The sequence below is a fragment of the Pseudomonas putida genome (assembly GCF_003228315.1).
In the GTDB taxonomy this organism is placed as follows: Bacteria; Pseudomonadota; Gammaproteobacteria; order Pseudomonadales; family Pseudomonadaceae; genus Aquipseudomonas; species Aquipseudomonas putida_S.
Genome location: NZ_CP029693.1, coordinates 3,817,914 through 3,838,075 on the forward strand (window position 1 = coordinate 3,817,914; position 20,162 = coordinate 3,838,075).

15 protein-coding genes are annotated in these 20,162 nt (G+C 61.8%); 10 read left to right on the plus strand and 5 right to left on the minus strand.

Annotated elements, in window-relative coordinates; genetic code table 11:
- The first annotated feature begins 32 nt into the window (after positions 1-32).
- The 8 genes from betB to yccS all read left to right on the plus strand — a co-directional run bounded on the left by betB (position 33) and on the right by yccS (position 13,254).
- Positions 33-1,505 carry a betaine-aldehyde dehydrogenase gene (gene betB, locus DKY63_RS17810; RefSeq protein WP_110965273.1) on the plus strand — a complete coding sequence of 491 codons (1,473 nt, stop codon included), beginning with the start codon at positions 33-35 and terminating at the stop codon, positions 1,503-1,505.
- Between the two features lie 153 nt (positions 1,506-1,658).
- Entirely contained in the window at positions 1,659-3,359 is a 1,701-nt protein-coding gene (gene betA / locus DKY63_RS17815) for a choline dehydrogenase (protein ID WP_110965274.1), read from the plus strand.
- A gap of 213 nt (positions 3,360-3,572) precedes the next feature.
- The gene (locus DKY63_RS17820) at positions 3,573-5,015 is read left to right on the plus strand and encodes a TldD/PmbA family protein (RefSeq protein ID WP_110965275.1); all 1,443 of its coding nucleotides are present in this window, start codon (positions 3,573-3,575) and stop codon (positions 5,013-5,015) included.
- On the plus strand, positions 5,015-6,364 hold the full coding sequence (locus DKY63_RS17825) for a TldD/PmbA family protein (protein WP_110965276.1): 1,350 nt from the start codon (positions 5,015-5,017) through the stop codon (positions 6,362-6,364). Before DKY63_RS17820 ends, DKY63_RS17825 begins: the two co-directional genes overlap by 1 nt.
- Positions 6,365-6,501: 137 nt before the next feature.
- Positions 6,502-7,929 (plus strand): multidrug transporter subunit MdtD, encoded by a 1,428-nt coding sequence (mdtD, locus tag DKY63_RS17830; protein ID WP_110965277.1) that lies wholly within the window; start codon positions 6,502-6,504, stop codon positions 7,927-7,929.
- 248 nt (positions 7,930-8,177) lie between these two features.
- The gene (gene dbpA, locus DKY63_RS17840; RefSeq protein WP_239499412.1) at positions 8,178-9,515 is read left to right on the plus strand and encodes an ATP-dependent RNA helicase DbpA; all 1,338 of its coding nucleotides are present in this window, start codon (positions 8,178-8,180) and stop codon (positions 9,513-9,515) included.
- 151 nt (positions 9,516-9,666) lie between these two features.
- Positions 9,667-10,845, plus strand: coding sequence for an NAD(P)/FAD-dependent oxidoreductase (locus tag DKY63_RS17845; RefSeq protein ID WP_110965280.1), 1,179 nt, complete (start codon positions 9,667-9,669; stop codon positions 10,843-10,845).
- A 222-nt stretch (positions 10,846-11,067) separates the two neighbouring features.
- Complete coding sequence (gene yccS / locus DKY63_RS17850; protein ID WP_110965281.1) at positions 11,068-13,254, plus strand: YccS family putative transporter; 2,187 nt, start codon at positions 11,068-11,070, stop codon at positions 13,252-13,254.
- Positions 13,255-13,379: 125 nt separating this feature from the next.
- Here the strand turns inward: yccS and DKY63_RS17855 are convergent, their stop codons facing one another.
- The gene (locus DKY63_RS17855) at positions 13,380-14,117 is read right to left on the minus strand and encodes a substrate-binding periplasmic protein (RefSeq protein ID WP_110965282.1); all 738 of its coding nucleotides are present in this window, start codon (positions 14,115-14,117) and stop codon (positions 13,380-13,382) included.
- A 255-nt stretch (positions 14,118-14,372) separates the two neighbouring features.
- Here DKY63_RS17855 and DKY63_RS17860 point away from each other — a divergent pair, with 255 nt between their 5' ends.
- Complete coding sequence (locus DKY63_RS17860; protein WP_110965283.1) at positions 14,373-14,825, plus strand: GNAT family N-acetyltransferase; 453 nt, start codon at positions 14,373-14,375, stop codon at positions 14,823-14,825.
- Positions 14,826-14,923: 98 nt separating this feature from the next.
- On the opposite strand, the gene DKY63_RS17865 is transcribed toward DKY63_RS17860, so the two are convergent.
- From DKY63_RS17865 to DKY63_RS17875, 3 genes are read right to left on the minus strand one after another with little or no spacing between them, the layout of a single operon-like run.
- Positions 14,924-15,220, minus strand: a complete 297-nt coding sequence (locus DKY63_RS17865; protein WP_110965284.1) for a winged helix-turn-helix domain-containing protein — start codon at positions 15,218-15,220, stop codon at positions 14,924-14,926.
- A gap of 13 nt (positions 15,221-15,233) precedes the next feature.
- A complete protein-coding gene (locus DKY63_RS17870; RefSeq protein WP_110965285.1) occupies positions 15,234-15,725 on the minus strand; it encodes a M48 metallopeptidase family protein in 492 nt (163 codons plus the stop codon).
- Positions 15,726-15,768: 43 nt separating this feature from the next.
- Positions 15,769-17,892, minus strand: a complete 2,124-nt coding sequence (locus DKY63_RS17875) for a putative bifunctional diguanylate cyclase/phosphodiesterase (RefSeq protein WP_110965286.1) — start codon at positions 17,890-17,892, stop codon at positions 15,769-15,771.
- Positions 17,893-18,216: 324 nt separating this feature from the next.
- On the opposite strand from DKY63_RS17875, the gene DKY63_RS17880 reads away from it, so the two are divergent.
- Positions 18,217-18,885, plus strand: a complete 669-nt coding sequence (locus DKY63_RS17880) for a polysaccharide lyase family 7 protein (protein WP_110965287.1) — start codon at positions 18,217-18,219, stop codon at positions 18,883-18,885.
- Positions 18,886-19,050: 165 nt separating this feature from the next.
- Here the strand turns inward: DKY63_RS17880 and fba are convergent, their stop codons facing one another.
- Entirely contained in the window at positions 19,051-20,115 is a 1,065-nt protein-coding gene (fba, locus tag DKY63_RS17885) for a class II fructose-bisphosphate aldolase (RefSeq protein WP_007975467.1), read from the minus strand.
- Between the last annotated feature and the right edge of the window lie 47 nt (positions 20,116-20,162).

Sequence of the window (20,162 nt, forward strand, 5' to 3'; positions counted from 1 at the left end):
CGTGCCACCACTCATGCACTTGCGAGGACTTTATGGCCCGTTTCGAACTGCAAAAACTCTACATCGATGGCGGCTACACCGACGCTGGCAGCGATGCCACCTTCGAAGCCATCAACCCGGCTAACGGTGAAGTCCTCGCAAAAGTACAACGCGCCACCAAGGAAGACGTCGAACGCGCCGTGGTCAGCGCCGAAAAGGGCCAGAAAATCTGGGCCTCCATGACCGCCATGGAGCGTTCGCGCATCCTGCGTCGCGCCGTGGAAATCCTGCGTGAGCGCAACGACGAACTGGCTGCCCTGGAAACCCTGGACACCGGCAAGGCATTCTCCGAAACCAAATACGTCGACATCGTCACCGGCGCCGACGTGCTGGAGTACTACGCAGGCCTGGTTCCAGCCATCGAAGGCGAGCAGATTCCACTGCGCACCACTTCGTTCGTCTACACCCGTCGCGAGCCGCTGGGCGTCGTGGCCGGTATCGGCGCGTGGAACTACCCGATCCAGATCGCCCTGTGGAAATCCGCGCCAGCCCTGGCGGCCGGTAACGCGATGATCTTCAAGCCAAGCGAAGTCACCTCGCTGACCACCCTGAAACTGGCCGAGATCTACACCGAAGCCGGCCTGCCGGCTGGCGTGTTCAACGTCCTGACCGGCAGCGGCCGCGAAGTCGGCACCTGGCTGACCGAACACCCGCGCATCGAGAAAGTCTCGTTCACCGGCGGCACCGACACCGGCAAGAAAGTCATGGCCAGCGCTTCCAGCTCTTCGCTCAAAGACGTGACCATGGAACTGGGCGGCAAGTCCCCGCTGATCATCTGCGACGACGCCGACCTGGATCGCGCCGCCGACACTGCGATGATGGCCAACTTCTACAGCTCCGGTCAGGTCTGCACCAACGGCACTCGCGTGTTCGTACCGGCTCACATGAAGGCTGCGTTCGAAGCGAAGATCGCCGAGCGCGTGGCGCGCATCCGCATCGGCAACCCGGAAGACGAAAACACCAACTTCGGCCCGCTGGTCAGCTTCGCTCACATGGAAAGCGTGTTGGGCTACATCGCCAAGGGTAAAGAAGAAGGTGCCCGCGTGCTGTGCGGCGGTGAGCGTCTGACTGACGGCGCATTCGCCAAGGGCGCGTACGTTGCCCCGACCGTGTTCACCGACTGCTCCGACGACATGACCATCGTGCGTGAAGAAATCTTCGGCCCGGTCATGGCGATCCTCAGCTACGAAACCGAAGAAGAAGTGATCCGCCGCGCCAACGACACCGACTTCGGCCTGGCCGCCGGTGTGGTCACCAAGGACCTGAACCGCGCCCACCGCATCATCCATCAACTGGAAGCCGGTATCTGCTGGATCAACGCCTGGGGCGAGTCCGACGCCAAGATGCCGGTCGGTGGCTACAAGCAGTCGGGTGTCGGCCGTGAGAACGGCATCAGCTCGCTGAACAACTTCACCCGCATCAAATCGGTACAGGTCGAGCTGGGCGATTACGTCTCGGTGTTCTAAGGCGACATTTTTTTCGCCTGCGAGGCCGCCTTCGCGAGCAGGCTCGCTCCTACAGAAGTACGCGTTCCACTGTAGGAGCGAGCCTGCTCGCGATCGAGTGCGAAGCACTCGCCAGGGCCTGACCTGAACCAACATTCAAAGAGGGTGCATTCAATGTCCCAAGAATTCGACTACATCATCATCGGTGCCGGCTCGGCCGGTAACACCCTGGCGACCCGTCTGACCGAAGACGCCGGCGTCACCGTCCTGCTGCTCGAAGCCGGTGGCCCGGACTACCGCATGGACTTCCGCACGCAGATGCCGGCCGCCCTGGCGTTCCCGCTGCAAGGCCGTCGCTACAACTGGGCCTACGAAACCGATCCGGAGCCGCACATGGACGGGCGCCGCATGGAATGCGGTCGCGGAAAGGGCCTGGGTGGTTCCTCGCTGATCAACGGCATGTGCTACATCCGTGGCAACGCGATGGACTACGACGGCTGGGCGAAACTGCCGGGCCTGGAAGACTGGACCTACCTCGACTGCCTGCCGTATTTCCGCAAGGCGGAAACCCGTGACATCGGCCCCAACGACTACCACGGCGGCGAAGGCCCGGTCAGCGTGACCACGCCCAAGGCCGGCAACAACCCGCTGTTTCACGCCATGGTCGAAGCCGGCGTGCAGGCCGGTTACCCGCGCACCGAAGACCTCAACGGTTACCAGCAGGAAGGCTTCGGCCCGATGGACCGCACCGTCACGCCGAAGGGCCGTCGTGCTTCCACTGCTCGCGGTTACCTGGACGTGGCGAAGAAGCGTTCGACCCTGACCATCGTCACCCACGCCCTGACCGACAAGATCCTGTTCGAAGGCAAGCGCGCGGTCGGTGTGCGTTACCTGGTTGGCGCCGCTGAAGAGCGCGTTGAAGTCAAAGCGCGCAAGGAAGTGCTGCTGTGCTCCGGCGCCATCGCTTCGCCGCAGATCCTGCAACGCTCCGGCGTAGGCCCGGCAAAACTGCTGGAAAGCCTCGACATCCCGGTGGTCCACGACCTGCCGGGCGTCGGCGAGAACCTGCAGGACCACCTGGAGCTGTACCTGCAATACGCCTGCACCCAGCCGGTGTCGCTGTACCCGTCGCTGCTGTGGCACAACCAGCCGGCCATCGGTGCCGAATGGCTGTTCAACGGCACCGGCATCGGCGCCAGCAACCAGTTCGAAGCCGGCGGTTTCATCCGCACCCGTCCGGAATTCGAATGGCCGAACATCCAGTACCACTTCCTGCCGGTGGCGATTAACTACAACGGCAGCAACGGCGTGCAGGAGCACGGCTTCCAGGCGCACATGGGTTCCATGCGTTCGCCGAGCCGTGGGCGCATCCAGGTCAAGTCCAAGGACCCGCGCCAGCACCCGAGCATTCTGTTCAACTACATGGCCACCGAGCAGGACTGGCAGGAATTCCGCGACGGCATCCGCCTGACCCGGGAAATCATGCAGCAGCCGGCACTGGACGCCTTCCGTGGTCGCGAAATCAGCCCGGGCATCGAAGTGCAATCCGATGAAGAGCTGGACAAGTTCATTCGCGAGCACGCCGAGACCGCGTTCCACCCGTCCTGCTCGTGCAAGATGGGCACCGACGAGATGGCGGTGGTCGACGGCCAGGGTCGCGTACATGGCATGCAAGGCCTGCGCGTGGTCGATGCCTCGATCATGCCGATCATCACCACCGGCAACCTGAATGCACCGACGATCATGATGGCCGAGAAAATCGCCGACAGGATCCGTGGTCGCCAGCCGCTGGCGCGCAGCAAGGCTGCCTACTATGTGGCCGGTGATGCGCCGGTGAAGGGCAAGGCGGTGCGGGAAGTGAGCCAGCCGGCTTAATATCGCGTCGACCGCCATCGCGAGCAGGCTCGCTCCTACAAGGGAATGCTTTCCAACTGTAGGAGCGAGCCTGCTCGCGATGAGGCCCCCTCAAACAACGCATCACTCTCTCCTTCCCTTGATCCATCCCCCTCGCAGGCCTACTCTAGCGCCACGCAATCGTTTCACCCCTCCCCCGCAGCACCGATGCTCCACACCAAGGAGGTCCCCCGAATGTTCGATTTCCACCCCCAGCTCAAGCAGCGCTTCGCTGCCTTGCGCACGGGCGCTGAATTCTTTTCCCTGCGTTATGTGCGCGAGTCCGGCCAATACCTGTCGGTGCGCAAGAACGTTGCCGAACCGCCGAGCCTGCGCCGTGACGAAGGCGCGATGCTGACCGTACGGGTCAACGGCGTCGAAGCCTATGCCGCCACCAACGACCTGTCGCAACAAGGCCTGCAAGCCGCCCTCGAACGCGCCGAACAGCAGGCGCGCCGGCTCAAGCCCCACGCCCTGCTGGATCTGCGCGAACAAGCGGTCTCCAGCGACCGCGCCGACTATTTTTCGCCGAACCTCGACCAGCCGTTCCCGTCCCTGAGCGACTGCTATGAATTGCTCGGCGCCGAGTCCGCCGCCGTGCCCCGTGACGAGCGCCTGGTGAACTGGCAGGTGAGCATCGGCATCACGAACGTTGAGCAGATCTACCTCAGCAGCGCCGGCGCCGAACTGCGCCAGGCCCAGCGTTTCGTCTATCCGGGCCTCGACGTCACCGCCTACGACGGCAACGACAGCCAGACCCGCAGCCTGGGCCGCGAGAACTTCGGCCAGCAGGGTGGCGCCGATGTCATCAGTCGTTGCGGCCTGATCGGTGCCGGGCCACAGGTCGCCGAGCAGGCGCTGCAACTTCTGCTCGCGCCGAACACCCCGCAAGGTCCGCGGGACCTGCTGCTGATGCCCGACCAGATGATGCTGCAGATCCACGAATCCATCGGCCACCCGTTGGAACTGGACCGCATCCTCGGCGATGAGCGCAATTACGCCGGCACCAGCTTCGTCAAGGCGCAAGACTTCGGGCACCTGCAATACGGCTCGCAGCTGCTCAACGTGACCTTCGACCCGGACATTCCCGAGCAGCTTGCCAGCTACGGTCATGACGACGACGGCAGTTCCGCGAGCAAGCAATTCCTGATCCGCGAAGGCTTGTTGTTGCGCCCTTTGGGCGGTGCGTTGTCGCAATTCCGTGCAGGTCTCGATGGCGTCGCCAACAGCCGCGCCTGCAGCTGGAACCGCCCACCGATCGATCGCATGGCCAACCTCAACATCGAGCCGGGCGATCAACCGCTGGAGCGCCTGATCGGCAACATCGAACACGGCATCCTGATGAGCACCAATCGCTCGTGGTCCATCGACGATGCGCGCAACAAGTTCCAGTTCGGCTGTGAATGGGGCCAGTTGATCGAGAACGGCGAGCTCAAGGGCGTGGTGAAGAACCCGAATTATCGGGGGGTCTCCGCGCAGTTCTGGAAAAGCCTCAGCGCGGTCGGCGATGCCAGCACCTTCAAGGTCCTGGGCACACCGAACTGCGGCAAGGGCGAACCGAACCAGGTGATCCGCGTCGGCCATGCGTCGCCGGCCTGCGTGTTCAGCAACGTTGATGTGTTTGGAGGAGACGCCTGATGACTACTCATGCGAGCACCTCGAAAAACCAGGCCGAGTCGTTCAAGGCCCTGGTCAACGGCCTGCGCGAGGCACTGCGCGAACCGGAACAGTTCACCCTCGGCTACGCCGCCGAATCCTCGGCCTTTGTGCGCTTCAACCACGCCAAGGTGCGCCAGGCCGGGCAGGTGCAACAAGCAAGCATCGTTCTGAAACTGATCAACGAAGGTCGCCACGCCGACCTCGACATCACCCTGTCCGGCGATCCGCAGGTGGATCAACAGCGCCTGGCCGAAGGCCTGCAACAGCTGCGCGACACCCTGCCACTGCTGCCACGGGACCCCTACCTGCTGCTCAATCACAACGGCTGGCAAAGCAGCATTGTGCAGGAGCATCCGCTACCGGATACCGAGCACGTGGTGGGCGAAATCAGCCGTGCCGCCGAGGGTCTGGATCTGGTCGGTTTCTACGCCGCCGGTCCCATCAGCCGTGGTTTCGCCAGTTCCTGCGGGGCGTTCGGCTGGCATCAGGCCAACAGCTTCAACTTCGACTTCAGCCTGTTCCACGACAATGGCCAGGCGGTGAAAGCCAGCTACGCCGGGCACGACTGGAACAGTGAGGCGTTCGCCAGGCGCTTCGAGCAGGCGCGCGAGCAGCTGGAGTTCCTCGGACGACCGCTGCGTACCCTGGCGCCGGGTCAGTACCGCGCTTACCTGGCGCCAGCGGCGCTGGAAGAAATCATGGGCATGCTGTGCTGGGGTGGTTTTTCGGCGCAGTCGATTGCCAGCAAAAGCAGCCCGTTGCAGAAGCTGTATGGCGGCGATCAACGCTTCAGTCCGCAGGTCTCGCTGGATGAAAAAGTCAGTGGTTCATTGAGCCCGGCGTTCTCCGACGAAGGCTATCCGCGCAGCGACCTCAAGCTGATTGTCGAAGGCCAGGCCGGTGCACAACTGGTCGGCTCGCGCAGCGCCGCCGAGTATGGCCTGACGGCCAACGGTGCCGGTGCCGGCGAGTCGCCCAGCGCCCTGAACATGCAGGGCGGAACCCTGGCCGAAGCCGACATCCTCAAGCAACTGGGCACGGGCCTGTACATCAGCAACCTGTGGTACCTGAACTTCTCGGACCAACCGGCGGCACGCCTGACCGGCATGACCCGCTTCGCGACCTTCTGGGTCGAGAACGGCGAGATCCAGGCCCCGGTCAACACCATGCGCTTCGATGACAGTGCCTTCAGCCTGCTCGGTTCGCAGCTCGAGGCGCTGACGCAGGAGCGGGAGATGTTGCTCTCGGCCAGTACCTATAGTCAGCGGGCGACGGCTTCGGCGTTGTTGCCGGGGGCGTTGGTCCGCCGACTCACGTTGACCCTTTAAAAGCATCGCGGGCAAGCCTTGCTCCCACAGGATTGGGAGTTGCCACAGATTTTCGCTCGACGCCAAACCTGTGGGAGCAAGGCTTGCCCGCGATGAAATCACCACGGACGCCCTGATTAACACTGACAAGAGGTCCCATGCCCAACCGCCCGCCTCTCGACGCTGTCACCGCCCGCTGGGTGCCGTGGGTCGTCGCCATCGCGTTCTTCATGCAGTCCCTCGACGGGACCATCCTCAACACCGCCCTGCCGGCCATGGCCGCGGACCTGGCGGAAGACCCGCTGCGCATGCAGGGCGTGATCATCGCCTACATGCTCACCGTCGCCTTGCTGATCCCGGCCTCGGGCTGGATCGCCGATCGATTCGGCACCAAGAAAATCTTTTTCAGCGCCATCCTGCTGTTCAGCATTGGCTCATTGCTTTGCGCGATGTCGGGCAGTTTGACCCAACTGATTGGCGCTCGAATCATTCAGGGCCTGGGCGGTGCGCTGATGCTGCCGGTCGGGCGGCTGGTGGTGCTGCGGGCCTACCCCCGCTCGGAGCTGGTGCGGATCATGGGCTTCATCACCATCCCCGGCCTGCTCGGCCCGCTGATCGGCCCGACCATGGGCGGCTGGATGGTGCAGTACCTGACCTGGCACTGGATCTTCCTGATCAACCTGCCGGTGGGCGTGGTCGGTTGCTACGCCGTGTGGAAATTCATTCCCGACCTGCGCGGTTCGGAACGCACGAAATTCGACAGTCTCGGCTTTGTGCTGTTCGGCGCGGCGATGATCCTGATCACCATCGCCATGGAAGGCCTGGGCGAACTGCACCTGCCGCATCTGCGGGTGATGCTGTTGCTGTTCGGCGGCATGGCCTGTCTGGCGGCTTATTGGCTGCGCGCCGGGCACATCGAGAACCCCTTGTTCGCACCGTCGCTGTTCAGGACCCGGACCTTCGCCGTGGGTATTCTCGGCAACCTGTTCGCCCGGCTCGGCAGCGGCGCCCTGCCGTTCCTCGTGCCATTGCTGCTGCAAGTGGCGCTGGGTTATTCGCCGTCACAGGCGGGGATGAGCATGCTGCCGCTGGCGGCGGCGGCGATGATCGCCAAGTGGGTGGCGCGCCCGCTGATTGAACGTCTGGGCTACCGCATCGTGCTGACCGGCAACACCCTGGCGCTGGGCATCATGCTGGCGGCCATGGGCCTGGTCAGCGAGCAGACGCCGTACTGGTTGCTGCTGTGCCTGCTGGCGATTCTCGGGGCGATCAACTCCCTGCAGTTCACCGCGATGAATACCGTGACCCTGATCGACCTCGACGACGCCAGCGCCAGCAGCGGCAACAGCCTGCTGTCGGTGGTGGCGCAGTTGTCGTTGAGCCTGGGGGTGGCGTGCGCCGGTGCATTGCTTGGGGGCTTTACCGCCGAAATTGGCAATGACGGCGTGGACACGGTTTTGGGGGCGTTCCAGCTGACCTTTGTGACCGTCGGGATCATGGCGATGCTGGCGGCGACGATCTTTTCCCAGCTGTCGAAGAATGACGGACGGCGAGTCGAACGTCCGGAAGAACACATCGAACCTTAGTTTCCGAACGAGAAGTGCCTGCGCTCGACCATGCTGCGTTGAAAACAGCCTCGAAATGCTCATTGGCTAAAGCCAACTCCGCTTTCTCGCCTGTTTTCGCCTTGCCTGGTCGTCGCTCGGCGACTTCTCGTCCGGAAACTACGGGCGAATGGCCATCGGACTGGTACACTGCGCGACATTTTGTTTTGCAGGCCAGTCCCGTGACCACCATCGCCACCGAATTTAATACTCTGCCGCTGTCCGCCGCCATGCTGGCTAACCTCGATTCCCTCGGTTATACCCAGATGACGCCGATCCAGGCGCAGAGCTTGCCGGTGATCCTCAAGGGGATGGACCTGATCGCCCAGGCCAAGACCGGCAGCGGCAAGACCGCAGCGTTCGGCATCGGCCTGCTGAACCCGATCAACCCGCGCTACTTCGGCTGCCAGGCGCTGATCCTGTGCCCGACCCGCGAGCTGGCCGACCAGGTGGCCAAGGAAATCCGCCGCCTGGCCCGCGCCGAAGACAACATCAAGGTCCTGACCCTGTGTGGCGGCGTGTCTCTCGGCCCGCAGATCGCTTCGCTGGAGCACGGCGCGCACATCATCGTCGGCACCCCGGGCCGTATCCAGCAGCACCTGCGCAAGGGTTCGCTGGTCCTGCATGGCCTGAACACGCTGATCCTCGACGAAGCCGACCGCATGCTGGACATGGGTTTCTACGACTCCATCGAAGAGATCATCATGCAGGCCCCGGAGCGTCGCCAGACCCTGCTGTTCTCCGCCACTTACCCGGTGGGCATCAAGCAGCTGGCGTCGAAGTTCATGCGCAACCCGCAGCAAGTGAAGGCCGAGGCGTTCCACGACGACACGCAGATCGAGCAGCGCTTCTACGAGATCTCCCCGGAAGAACGCATGAGCGCCGTGACCAAGGTCCTCGGCCACTTCCGTCCGGCGTCCTGCGTGGCGTTCTGCTTCACCAAGCAGCAGGTTCAGGAAACCGTCGATCACCTGACCGCCAAGGGCATTTCCGCCGTCGGCCTGCACGGTGACCTGGAACAGCGTGACCGCGACCAGGTGCTGGCGATGTTCGCCAACCGCAGCACCTCCGTGCTGGTGGCTACAGACGTGGCTGCTCGCGGCCTGGACATCGATTCCCTGGACATGGTGATCAACGTCGAACTGGCCCGGGATTCGGAAATCCACATTCACCGCGTCGGCCGTACCGGTCGTGCTGGCGAGAAAGGCCTGGCGATCAGCCTGGTTGCCCCGTCCGAAGCGCAGCGCGCGCAGGCCATCGAAGAGCTGCAAAAGACTCCGTTGACCTGGGATCAAGTGGACAACCTCAAGTCCCAGGGCGGTGGTCCGCTGCTGCCACAGATGAGCACCCTGTGCATTGCCGCTGGCCGCAAGGACAAGGTACGTCCGGGCGACATCCTTGGTGCATTGACCGGTGATGCCGGCATCCCCGGCGCCCAGGTTGGCAAGATCGCGATTTTCGACTTCCAGGCCTACGTGGCCGTGGAACGCGGCATCGCCAAACAGGCCTTGCAGCGCCTGAACGACGGCAAGATCAAGGGCCGTTCGTTGCGCGTGCGCATTTTGTAAGCGATCTTCTACACAACGAAGATCCCCTGTGGGAGCGAGCCTGCTCGCGAATGCAATCTGCCAGTTAGCCCATGGTTGACTGACACACCGCTTTCGCGAGCAGGCTCGCTCCCACAGTTTGTTTTGTGGTGAACACTGAGAGGACATCGTTTTGCGCTCTACCGAAGTCGTGATCATTGGCGCTGGCGCCGCAGGGTTGATGTGTGCACTGACCGCCGCCGGCCGTGGGCGCAAGGTGCTGTTGCTCGACCATGCCAACAAGGCCGGCAAGAAAATCCTGATGTCGGGCGGTGGCCGCTGCAATTTCACCAACATGTACACCGAGCCGGGCAATTTCCTCTCGCAGAACGCGCATTTCTGCAAATCTGCCTTGGCGCGCTACACCCAGTGGGACTTCATCGGCATGGTGGCCAAGCACGGCGTGCCGTATCACGAGAAAAAACTCGGCCAGCTGTTCTGCGATAACAAATCCAGCGACATCCTCGAAATGCTCCTGAACGAGTGCGATCAGGTCGGCGTCAGCCTGCACCTGGACACCTCGATCCAGACCATCGAGAAGCTCGAAAAAGGTTATCTGCTGGACACCACCCTCGGTCAGGTCACCTGCGAATCCCTGGTGATCGCCACCGGTGGCTTGTCGATTCCGACCCTGGGCGCCACCGGCTTCGGCTATCAGGTTGCCAAGCAATTCGGCCATGAATTGCTGCCGACCCGCGCCGGCCTTGTGCCATTCACCATCACCGATCAGCTCAAGGCGCTGTGCAGCGAACTGTCCGGCACTTCGGTGGATTGCCTGGTGAGCTGCAACGACCAGAGCTTCCGCGAGAACATCCTGTTCACCCATCGTGGCCTCAGCGGCCCGGCGATTTTGCAGATTTCCTCGTTCTGGGAATCCGGCGACACCGTCGAGATCAACCTGATGCCCGACCACGACGTGCCGACCTGGCTGCAACAGCAGCAGGCCGAACGCCCCAACAGCGAACTGAAAACCCTGCTCGGTGAGATCTTCACCAAGAAGATGGCCAACCTGCTGGCGGACAACTGGTTCGTGTCCAAACCGATGAAGCAGTACACCCACGGGGAAATCGCCGAGATCGCCGAAAAACTGGCGAGCTGGAAAGTCGTGCCGGCGGGTACCGAAGGCTATCGCACCGCCGAGGTGACGCTGGGTGGCGTGAACACCAACGAAGTCTCGTCCAAGACCATGGAATCGCTGAAAAGCCCAGGGTTGTACTTCATCGGTGAAGTGCTGGACGTCACCGGGCATCTGGGCGGGTTCAACTTCCAGTGGGCGTGGGCTTCGGGTTACGCGGCGGCGCAGTACGTCTGAACCCCGCCATACCTGTAGGAGCGAGCCTGCTCGCGATGGGGCCATAACATTCAACAAAGATGTTGACTGACAGGCCGCCATCGCGAGCAGGCTCACTCCTACAGTTGTTATGCGTTGCTCGATAAAGGAACAGATTTTGCTGCCTGATGTGATCGCCGCCATTGCGTCGGCGTCATTACTGGCTCAATTTAGCGGCATCGCCTCGGAAGGCCCTCGCACTTCATGTCATCGACCACGTTCAGTCAGTCTCTGCGTCGCCTTTGGGCACTGGATAAATTCAGCTACAGCGTGCGGGTGTTCATCGCCCTGACCGGCACCATGGCGTTGTGTTGGTATCAGGATGAAATGGGGCTGCTGATCCCGCTGTTCCTGGGGATTATCGCCAGCGCCCTGGCCGAGACCGACGACAGCTGGCAAGGCCGCCTCAATGCGCTGGCCGTGACCCTTGTGTGTTTTGCTGTCGCCGCGCTGTCGGTGGAGCTGCTGTTCCCCTACCCGATCATTTTCATCTTCGCCTTCGCCCTCGCCAGCTTCTGCCTGACGATGCTCGGCGCCCTGGGCGAACGCTATGGTGCGATTGCCTCGGCCACGCTGATTCTGTCGGTGTACACCATGATCGGCGTGGACCAGCGCGGTGGCGCGGTCATCGACGTGTGGCACGAGCCGCTGCTGCTGGTGGCCGGCGCCGCCTGGTACGGGGTGCTTTCGGTGCTGTGGCAGGCGCTGTTTTCCAATCAACCGGTGCAGCAGAGCCTGGCGCGGTTGTTTCGGGAACTGGGTTTCTACTTGAAGTTGAAGTCGTCGCTGTTCGAGCCGATCCGGCAGATGGACGTTGAAGCGCGACGGCTGGAACTGGCCCGACAGAACGGCCGCGTGGTCGCCGCGCTGAACGCCGCCAAGGAAATCATCCTGCACCGGGTCGGCAATGGTCGCCCCGGCTCGAAAGTCAGCCGCTACCTGAAACTGTACTTCCTCGCCCAGGACATCCACGAGCGCGCCAGCTCCTCGCACTACCCTTACAACGCGCTCGCCGAGGCGTTCTTCCACAGCGACGTGCTGTTCCGCTGCCAGCGCCTGTTGCGCCAGCAGGGCAAGGCTTGCCGGGCGCTGGCCGAATCGATCCAGATGCGTCAGCCCTTCACCTATGACGCCAACTTCGCCGAAGCCCTGGGCGATCTGAACGCCTCCCTCGAACACCTGCGCATCCAGAGCAATCCGGCCTGGCGTGGCCTGCTGCGTTCGTTGCGGGCGCTGGCGGCCAACCTGTCCACCCTCGACCGCTTGCTCAGTGATGCGAGCAACCCCGACGCCCTGGCCGACGCCACCGACAGCAGCCTGCTCGACCGTTCGCCGCGCAACCTCAAGGATGTTTGGGCGCGTCTGCGCACGCAGCTGACGCCCACCTCGCTGCTGTTCCGTCATGCCCTGCGATTGCCCCTGGCCCTGAGCATCGGCTACGCCATGGTGCATTTGATCCACCCGTCCCAGGGTTACTGGATCATCCTCACCACGCTGTTTGTCTGCCAGCCGAATTACGGCGCCACCCGGCGCAAGCTTGGCCAGCGGATCATCGGCACCGCCATCGGCCTGACGCTTGCTTGGGCGTTGTTCGACCTGTTCCCCAACCCGCTGATCCAGTCGTGTTTCGCGATTGCCGCCGGGGTGGTGTTCTTCACCAACCGCACCACTCGCTACACCCTGGCGACCGCGGCGATCACTCTGATGGTGCTGTTCTGCTTCAATCAGGTTGGCGACGGCTACGGGCTGTTCCTGCCACGCTTGCTCGATACCTTGCTTGGCAGCCTGATCGCCGGGCTGATGGTGTTCCTGTTCCTGCCGGACTGGCAGGGGCGAAGCCTGAACAAGGTGCTGTCCAACACCCTGACCTGCAACAGCATCTACCTGCGCCAGATCATGCAGCAGTACGCCGCCGGCAAGAGCGACGACCTGGCTTATCGCCTGGCCCGACGCAACGCCCACAACGCCGACGCGGCACTGTCGACCACTCTGGCCAACATGCTCATGGAACCGGGGCATTTCCGTAAGGAAGCGGATGTGGGTTTCCGTTTTCTGGTGCTGTCGCACACCCTGCTCAGTTATTTGTCAGGCCTGGGCGCGCATCGGGAAACCCCGTTGCCGGCGGACGTGCACGAGCAGTTGATCGAAGGCGCCGGGATGAAACTGGCGGCCAGCATCGACGAAATCGCCCAGGGGCTGGCCAGCAAGTCCGCCATTGCGATTCAGAGTGACGAGGAAGAAGCGCTGGCCAATGAGCTTGAGCAGATGCCCGATGAGATCGATGAGGGTCAGCGGTTGGTGCAGACGCAATTGGCGCTGATCTGCCGGCAGTTGGGGCCGTTGCGGACGCTGGCGGCGCATTTGATCAAGGATACGAGCGAAGAGGTGTAGCGCCTGTCAGGGCCTCATCGCGAGCAGGCTCGCTCCCACAGGGGATGGCGGTAGACACAAAACCTGCATTCACCACCGGACACTGTAGGAGCGAGCCTGCTCGCGATAGGGCCAGCAGCCACACCTCACATCCCATGCTGTTTCAACAACCGCTGATAACTCCCATCCGCCTTCATCCTGGCAATCTCCCGGTCAAACCCGGCGACGATCTGTTCATGTTTCGGATTCTTCAGGCTGACCAGGATATGCAGGCTGTTCTCGCTCAGCGGCTTGGGCAGAAACTCCACGGCATTGCGCACCTTGGGTGATTCACGGGCCAGGTAATAACGGGCCACGTATTCGTCTTCCAGCGTCAGCTTGACCCTGTCGGCGGCGACCATGCGCACGGCCAGCGCGAAGTTGTGGACCGGCACTTTCTGCAATGACTCATCGGCGTCGAACGCCGGCGAATAGGCGTAACCGCGCACGATTGCCACCGGATAGGTGTGCAGTTGCTGCAGGTTGTTGTATTCGATTGGCGCGTCCTTGCGCTTGATGAAGCGAATGCGGTTGAGCAGGTATTCGCGGGAGAACTGGCCGAGCCGGGTGCGATCGTCGGTGTACCAGGCGTTGACCAGCACGTCATAGCGACCTTCACCCAGGCCCAGCAGGGCGCGGGCCCAGGGCACCTGTTCAAAATCACTGGCATAACCGGCTCGTGCCAGCGCCGTACTGACGATGTCCGTGGCCAACCCACCGTTGACCAGCGTGGCGTCGGTAAAGGGCGGCCAGGCGTCCGCCACCAGGCGCAGTTTTTCCGCTGACGCGTGCGGAATCAGCGACAGCCATCCAATCAGAGCCAAGACTCGATGCAAACGCGGCATGCTCGAAAATCCTTAGCGGGCGGGCTGCCCGACGTGTTTTCAGCTAAAACGCCAAGCCCCTTACCGGCACGCCCAGGCACTAAACATTGGTTCATTGAAGCCACTGCACATCGCCACAATCCAGATTACACAAAGAAGGCAGCGTCGCGCTAAATGAATGATGGCATTTTGGTCTTTATCACAGATTTCTCCGCCATAAAGACATCCCTCGTTCGGGCGCTTAGTATCAGCGGGACGTTTTCCGGGAATCAGAACATGACAATTGAATGGGTCTGCAAGCATCACAGTGATCTGGGCGTACAGCAGCTGTATGCGATTTTGCAGTTGCGTGCCGAGGTGTTCGTCGTCGAGCAGCAATGCGTCTATCAGGACATCGATGGCCAGGACCTGGAAGGTGACACCTGTCACTTGATGGCCTGGGACGAGGATCGGCTGGTGGCCTACCTGCGCCTGCTCGATCCCGAGCTACAGGGCGGCGACGTGGTGATCGGACGGGTCGTGACCTCGCCCGCCAGTCGAGGCCAGGGCCTGGGGCATGAAATGATGGAGCAGGCGCTGAAACAGGCGCAGAAGCGCTGGCCGGACATGCCGGTCTATCTTTCGGCCCAGTCGCATTTGCAGGGGTACTACGGGCGGTATGGGTTTGTGGTGGCGGGTGAGGAATTTGTCGAGGATGGGATTCCGCATATAGGCATGCGTCGTTCCTGAGGCCCTCTTCGCGAGCAGGCTCGCTCCCACATTGGAATGCATTTCAACTGTGGGAGCGAGCCTGCTCGCGAAGGCGCCGGATCAAACAACACAAAATTTCAGGGGTACTCAAGCACCGCCTTGATCTGCCGCAAATGCCGCTCGATCCACCCGCGATCGATCGCCCCCCAGTCGCGAATCCGATAGCGCCCGGCATGGTTGCGGGCACCCTCTTCCTGCTCGAACTCGCAGACGATATCCAGATCCGCCAGCGCGGCGATGGTGTCCTGGGCCGTGCGCCGGGGCATGCCGGTGATTTCGGTCAAGGCCGGGACACTGCTGGCCAGCCCGCTGTCGATCAGGTACGCCACGTACAGGCGACGGTAGAAGCTGCTTTTGGTCTTGCTGACTTCCATTTAACGCTCCGTTTCATTGCATATCCCGCCAGGTCAGGTACACCCGCACATCGAACTCGATCTGGTGATAGCCCGGCAGCATGTGTTCGCACAGCTTGTAGAACGCCTTGTTGTGATCGGATTCCTTGAAATGCGCCAACTCGTGAACCACGATCATTTTCAGGAATTCGGCGGGCGCTTCCTTGAACAGCGATGCGATGCGAATTTCCTTCTTGGCCTTGAGCTTGCCGCCCTGCACCCGCGAGATCGTGGTGTGCAGGCCAAGGGCGCGATGGGTCAGGTCCAGGCGGTTGTCGAACAGTACCTTGTCGATGGCCGGGGCGTTGCGCAGGTATTCCTGCTTGAGGTCCAGTGCATAGGTGTACAGCGCCTTGTCGCTCTGCACCCCATGCTGCTCCGGATAGCGCTTGCTCAGGTAGTCGCCCAGCCGACCTTCGGCGATCAGCTGACGCACCTGATCCTGCAGCGAGGCAGGATAAGCCTGGAGGTATTTCAACGCGGTCATCGCAAGCAACACATAGGACGAAAAGGTCGCCAGTGTAGCGAATTCAAGGACTCAGCGCGCTCCAGTCGAATGGCTGGGCAAAGCGATCGGCCTCTTCGGCCATCATCGGCCGCGCGACCAGAAAACCCTGCACATACTCGCAGCCATTGGCTTGCAGCCACTCGTATTGCGCCATGGTTTCCACGCCTTCGGCGATCACCAGCATGCCGTAGCGCCGGCACAACTCGATGACATTGCACACCAGTGCCGCGTCCCGCGAGGACTCCGGCAACCGGGCGATCAGATGACGGTCGAGCTTGAGTGTGTCCAGTTCCAGGTCACGCAAATGTGCCAGCGAGCACGGCCCCGACCCGAAATCATCCAGCGCCACCCTGACCCCCAGATTGCGCAGCAGTCGCAGTTGTTTGCGGGTCTCCTCCGGGTGACGCATCAGGGCCTCTTCGGTCACCTCGACTTCCAGGTGACGAGGTTGCAGGCCGTGGCGTTCCAGGACCTGACGCAACTCGGTGACCAGATTGGGCATGGAGAACTGGGTGCTGCTCAAGCTGACGCCCAGCACCAGGTCCTCGGCGAACAGGGTTTCCCAGGCCTTGCGCTGACCGGCGCCACGCTGATAAATCCAGCTGCCCAGGCGGCTGATCAACCGCGCTTCCTCCAGCAAGGGCAGAAACAGCCCCGGCGGCACATCGCCGACACTCGGATGCTGCCAGCGCAACAAGGCTTCAAAGCCACGAATCCGCCCGTCGGCAATGGCCACCTGTGGCTGATAGACCAGGTTGAAGTCACGGTTCTCGATGGCGCTGCGCACGCTTTCCTCGAGCATCAGCCGGGAGCGGGCTCGGCCGTTCATTTCGTGATCGTAGAAGCGATATTGCTGCCGACCGGCGCGCTTGGCTTCGTACATCGCGATGTCCGATGCCCGCAGCAATCCGTCCAGATTGGCGCCGCAATCGGGGTAAGTGGCAATGCCGATGCTCACCCCCAGGGCGATATCCAGGCCGTCGATCTGCTGACAGATCGACACCCGTTCGATGAGCTTCTCGGCAATCCTCGAAGCTTGCTCGGGGAACTCCAGGTCAAGCAGCGCGGTGAATTCGTCACCGCCCATGCGCGCCAGAATGTCGAACGGGCGCAGACAGGCCTTCAATTGTTCGGAAACCCAGCGCAGCACGCGATCGCCGGCGTCGTGACCGAGGGAATCATTGACCCGCTTGAAGCCGTCCAGGTCCAGGTACATCAGCACCCAGGCACTGTCGTTGTGCTCACTGCGCAGCAGCAGATTCTCCACGGTCTGGTAGAAACCGCGTCGATTGAGCAGGCCGGTCAGCGGGTCGGTGACGGCCTGGAATTCGAGCTGCTGATGCAGGTGACGCACCACCGACATGTCGAGCACCGTCACCACCATCGCCCGCTGTTCCGCAGGCAGTGGCGCGCAGGACAGGGCTACCGGAACCTGCTGTCCCCGCGCGGTGCGCAACAGGGCGTCGTGCAGGCGGTAGGTCTCGCCGCGCTTATAACCGTTCAAAAGCTCCGATTCGGCCCACACCGGGATGTGCGGCTTTTGCATGAAATCGAGGAATTCCTTGCCCTCCAGCTCCTGCACCGTGGCATTGAGCAGGCGCGACATCGCCGGGTTGGCGAAGCGGATCAGGCCATCCTCATTCACCACCAGGATGCCTTCGGCGGCGTTGTCGAGCACCGAGGCGTTGAAGGCGCGAGCGACTTCCAGATCATGACTCAGGCGCTGCAAGGCCCGGCGATTGCGCTGGTGCTCCAGCAATGCCTGGACCTTGGGCTTGAGGATCTGTGGGTCGAACGGTTTGAACAGATAATCCACCGCACCGCTGGCGTAACCCTTGATGACGGCGTCCTGGGACTGCTCGTTGGCGGTGAGGAAAATGATCGGTGTCAGACGGGTTCGCTGGCTGCCACGCATCAGGCGCGCCACTTCAAAACCGTCCATGCCCGGCATCTGCACATCCAGCAGCACCAGGTCGACATCGTGTTCGAGCAATAGACTGAGCGCCTCGAAACCCGAGGCAGCGGTGATGACCTGCCAGTCCTGGCGCTGTAACAACGCGCGCATGCTGAGCAGGTTTTCAGGGTAATCGTCGACGATCAGTAACGTCGAGTTGCCATCAATTGGCGGGGGTTGCGCGCATTCCATGCTGCTTCTCTTTGTTCGGGACGACAGGCCGGTTTCTCGTGAAAACCGGACAGATTCTAAGCCTTCACTCTAGACGTGGATCCAAAAAACCTGAAGCTATCAGTGCGCCATCATTTACCTAGGTATTAATTTACCGACTAACGGTCACCCCTGAAAGCCACTGAAACCGTGCAGGATGGCCATTTAACAGTTGTTTGACGCCACAAATCCGTCAATGCCAGCATTAACAAAAAAGCCTTCTACGCTTATAAAGGCCGCCCTCAAAGGCGCGTGTTAGAGCTTCTGGTACGCCCGTGCCGCAAAAATTCGTGGAAGCTTCTCACAATGATCGACCTTGCATCCTGGAATCTCAGCGTTCCGGTCGGCAGCCCGCCGTACACCGTAGAAACCTCCAAGCTGGTCAATGGCTACAAGAACCAATATTTCCATTCCGACACCGGCACCCTGTTTTTCTGGGCCCCGGTGACCGGCTCCAAAACCGAAAACGCCATTTATCCGCGCACCGAACTCCGTGAGACCTACAGCAACGGCACCTTGAAAAACTGGTATTACCCGGACGCCGACAACACCTTGCGGGCCACCCTCACGGTGAATCAGGTGCCCAGCTCGGGCAAGATCGTCATAGGCCAGATTCATGCCTATGAAAGCCAAAAGCCACTGGTGAAAGTCGAGTACCAGTACAAAACCAAGACCGAGACCGGCAACATCGTCGCCAAGGTGCGCATGCATCCCGACGACAAGGAAGGCCGCGTGATCACCATTGCCACGGGTGTGAAGCTGGACCGGGAGTTCTCCTATCTCATTCACCTGAGCCCGGGGGGCGCCCTGGGCATCAGCGCGGCAGGCTATCAATGGGACACCAACATCAGCGCGACCTGGCGCGACAAGCCGCTGTATTTCAAGGCCGGGGTGTATGTGCAGGACAACACCGGGTATACCAGCGAGGGTGGGAAAGTGACGTTCAGCAAGCTGGATATCGATCACAACAAGTAGCGATCAAACCTGTAGGGGCGAGCCTGCTCGCGATGCGGTGTGCCATTCAATATTGATGTTGGCTGACCTGACGCAATCGCGAGCAGGCTCGCTCCTACAATGAATTCATCGCCCATAAAAAACCCGCATTTCTGCGGGTTTTTTGTGAAGCTCAAACGCTCAGGCTTAGTTGACCTTGGCGTTCAACTCACCTTTCAGGTAACGCTGATACATGCCTTCCAGGGAGATCGGCTTGATCTTCGAAGCGTTGCCGGCGGTGCCGAAAGCTTCATAACGCGCGATGCACACGTCACGCATGGCGGTCACGGTGGCGCCGAAGAATTTACGCGGATCGAACTCGCTCGGGTTGGTGGCCATCAGGCGACGCATCGCACCGGTGGATGCCAGGCGCAGGTCGGTGTCGATGTTGACCTTGCGCACGCCGTGCTTGATGCCTTCGACGATTTCTTCAACCGGTACGCCGTAGGTCTCTTTGATGTCGCCGCCGTACTGGTTGATGATCGCCAGCCACTCTTGCGGAACCGAAGACGAACCGTGCATCACCAGGTGGGTGTTCGGAATGCGCTTGTGGATTTCCTTGATGCGGTCGATCGCCAGCACGTCGCCGGTAGGTGGCTTGGTGAACTTGTAGGCGCCGTGGCTGGTGCCGATGGCGATGGCCAGGGCGTCGACCTGGGTGCGTTTTACGAAGTCAGCGGCTTCTTCAGGGTCGGTCAGCATCTGGCTGTGGTCCAGAACGCCTTCGGCGCCGATACCGTCTTCTTCACCGGCCATGCCGGTTTCCAGCGAACCCAGGCAGCCCAGCTCGCCTTCTACCGAAACGCCGCAGGCGTGAGCCATGGCCACGGTCTGTTGGGTCACACGGACGTTGTAGTCGTAGTCGGTCGGGGTCTTGCCGTCTTCGCCCAGGGAGCCGTCCATCATTACCGAGCTGAAGCCCAGTTGGATGGAGCGCTGGCAGACGTCAGGGCTGGTGCCGTGGTCCTGGTGCATGCACACCGGGATATGCGGGAATTCTTCGATCGCCGCCAGGATCAGGTGACGCAGGAACGGGGCGCCGGCGTATTTGCGGGCACCGGCCGAAGCCTGGACGATCACCGGGGAGTCAGTCTTGTCAGCGGCTTCCATGATGGCGCGCATCTGCTCAAGGTTGTTGACGTTGAAGGCTGGGACGCCGTAGCCGAACTCGGCTGCGTGGTCCAGCATCTGGCGCATGCTGATAAGTGCCATTGTTAGGGTCTCTCCCGGTTGAAGTCGTTAATCGTGCCAGCCTGCCG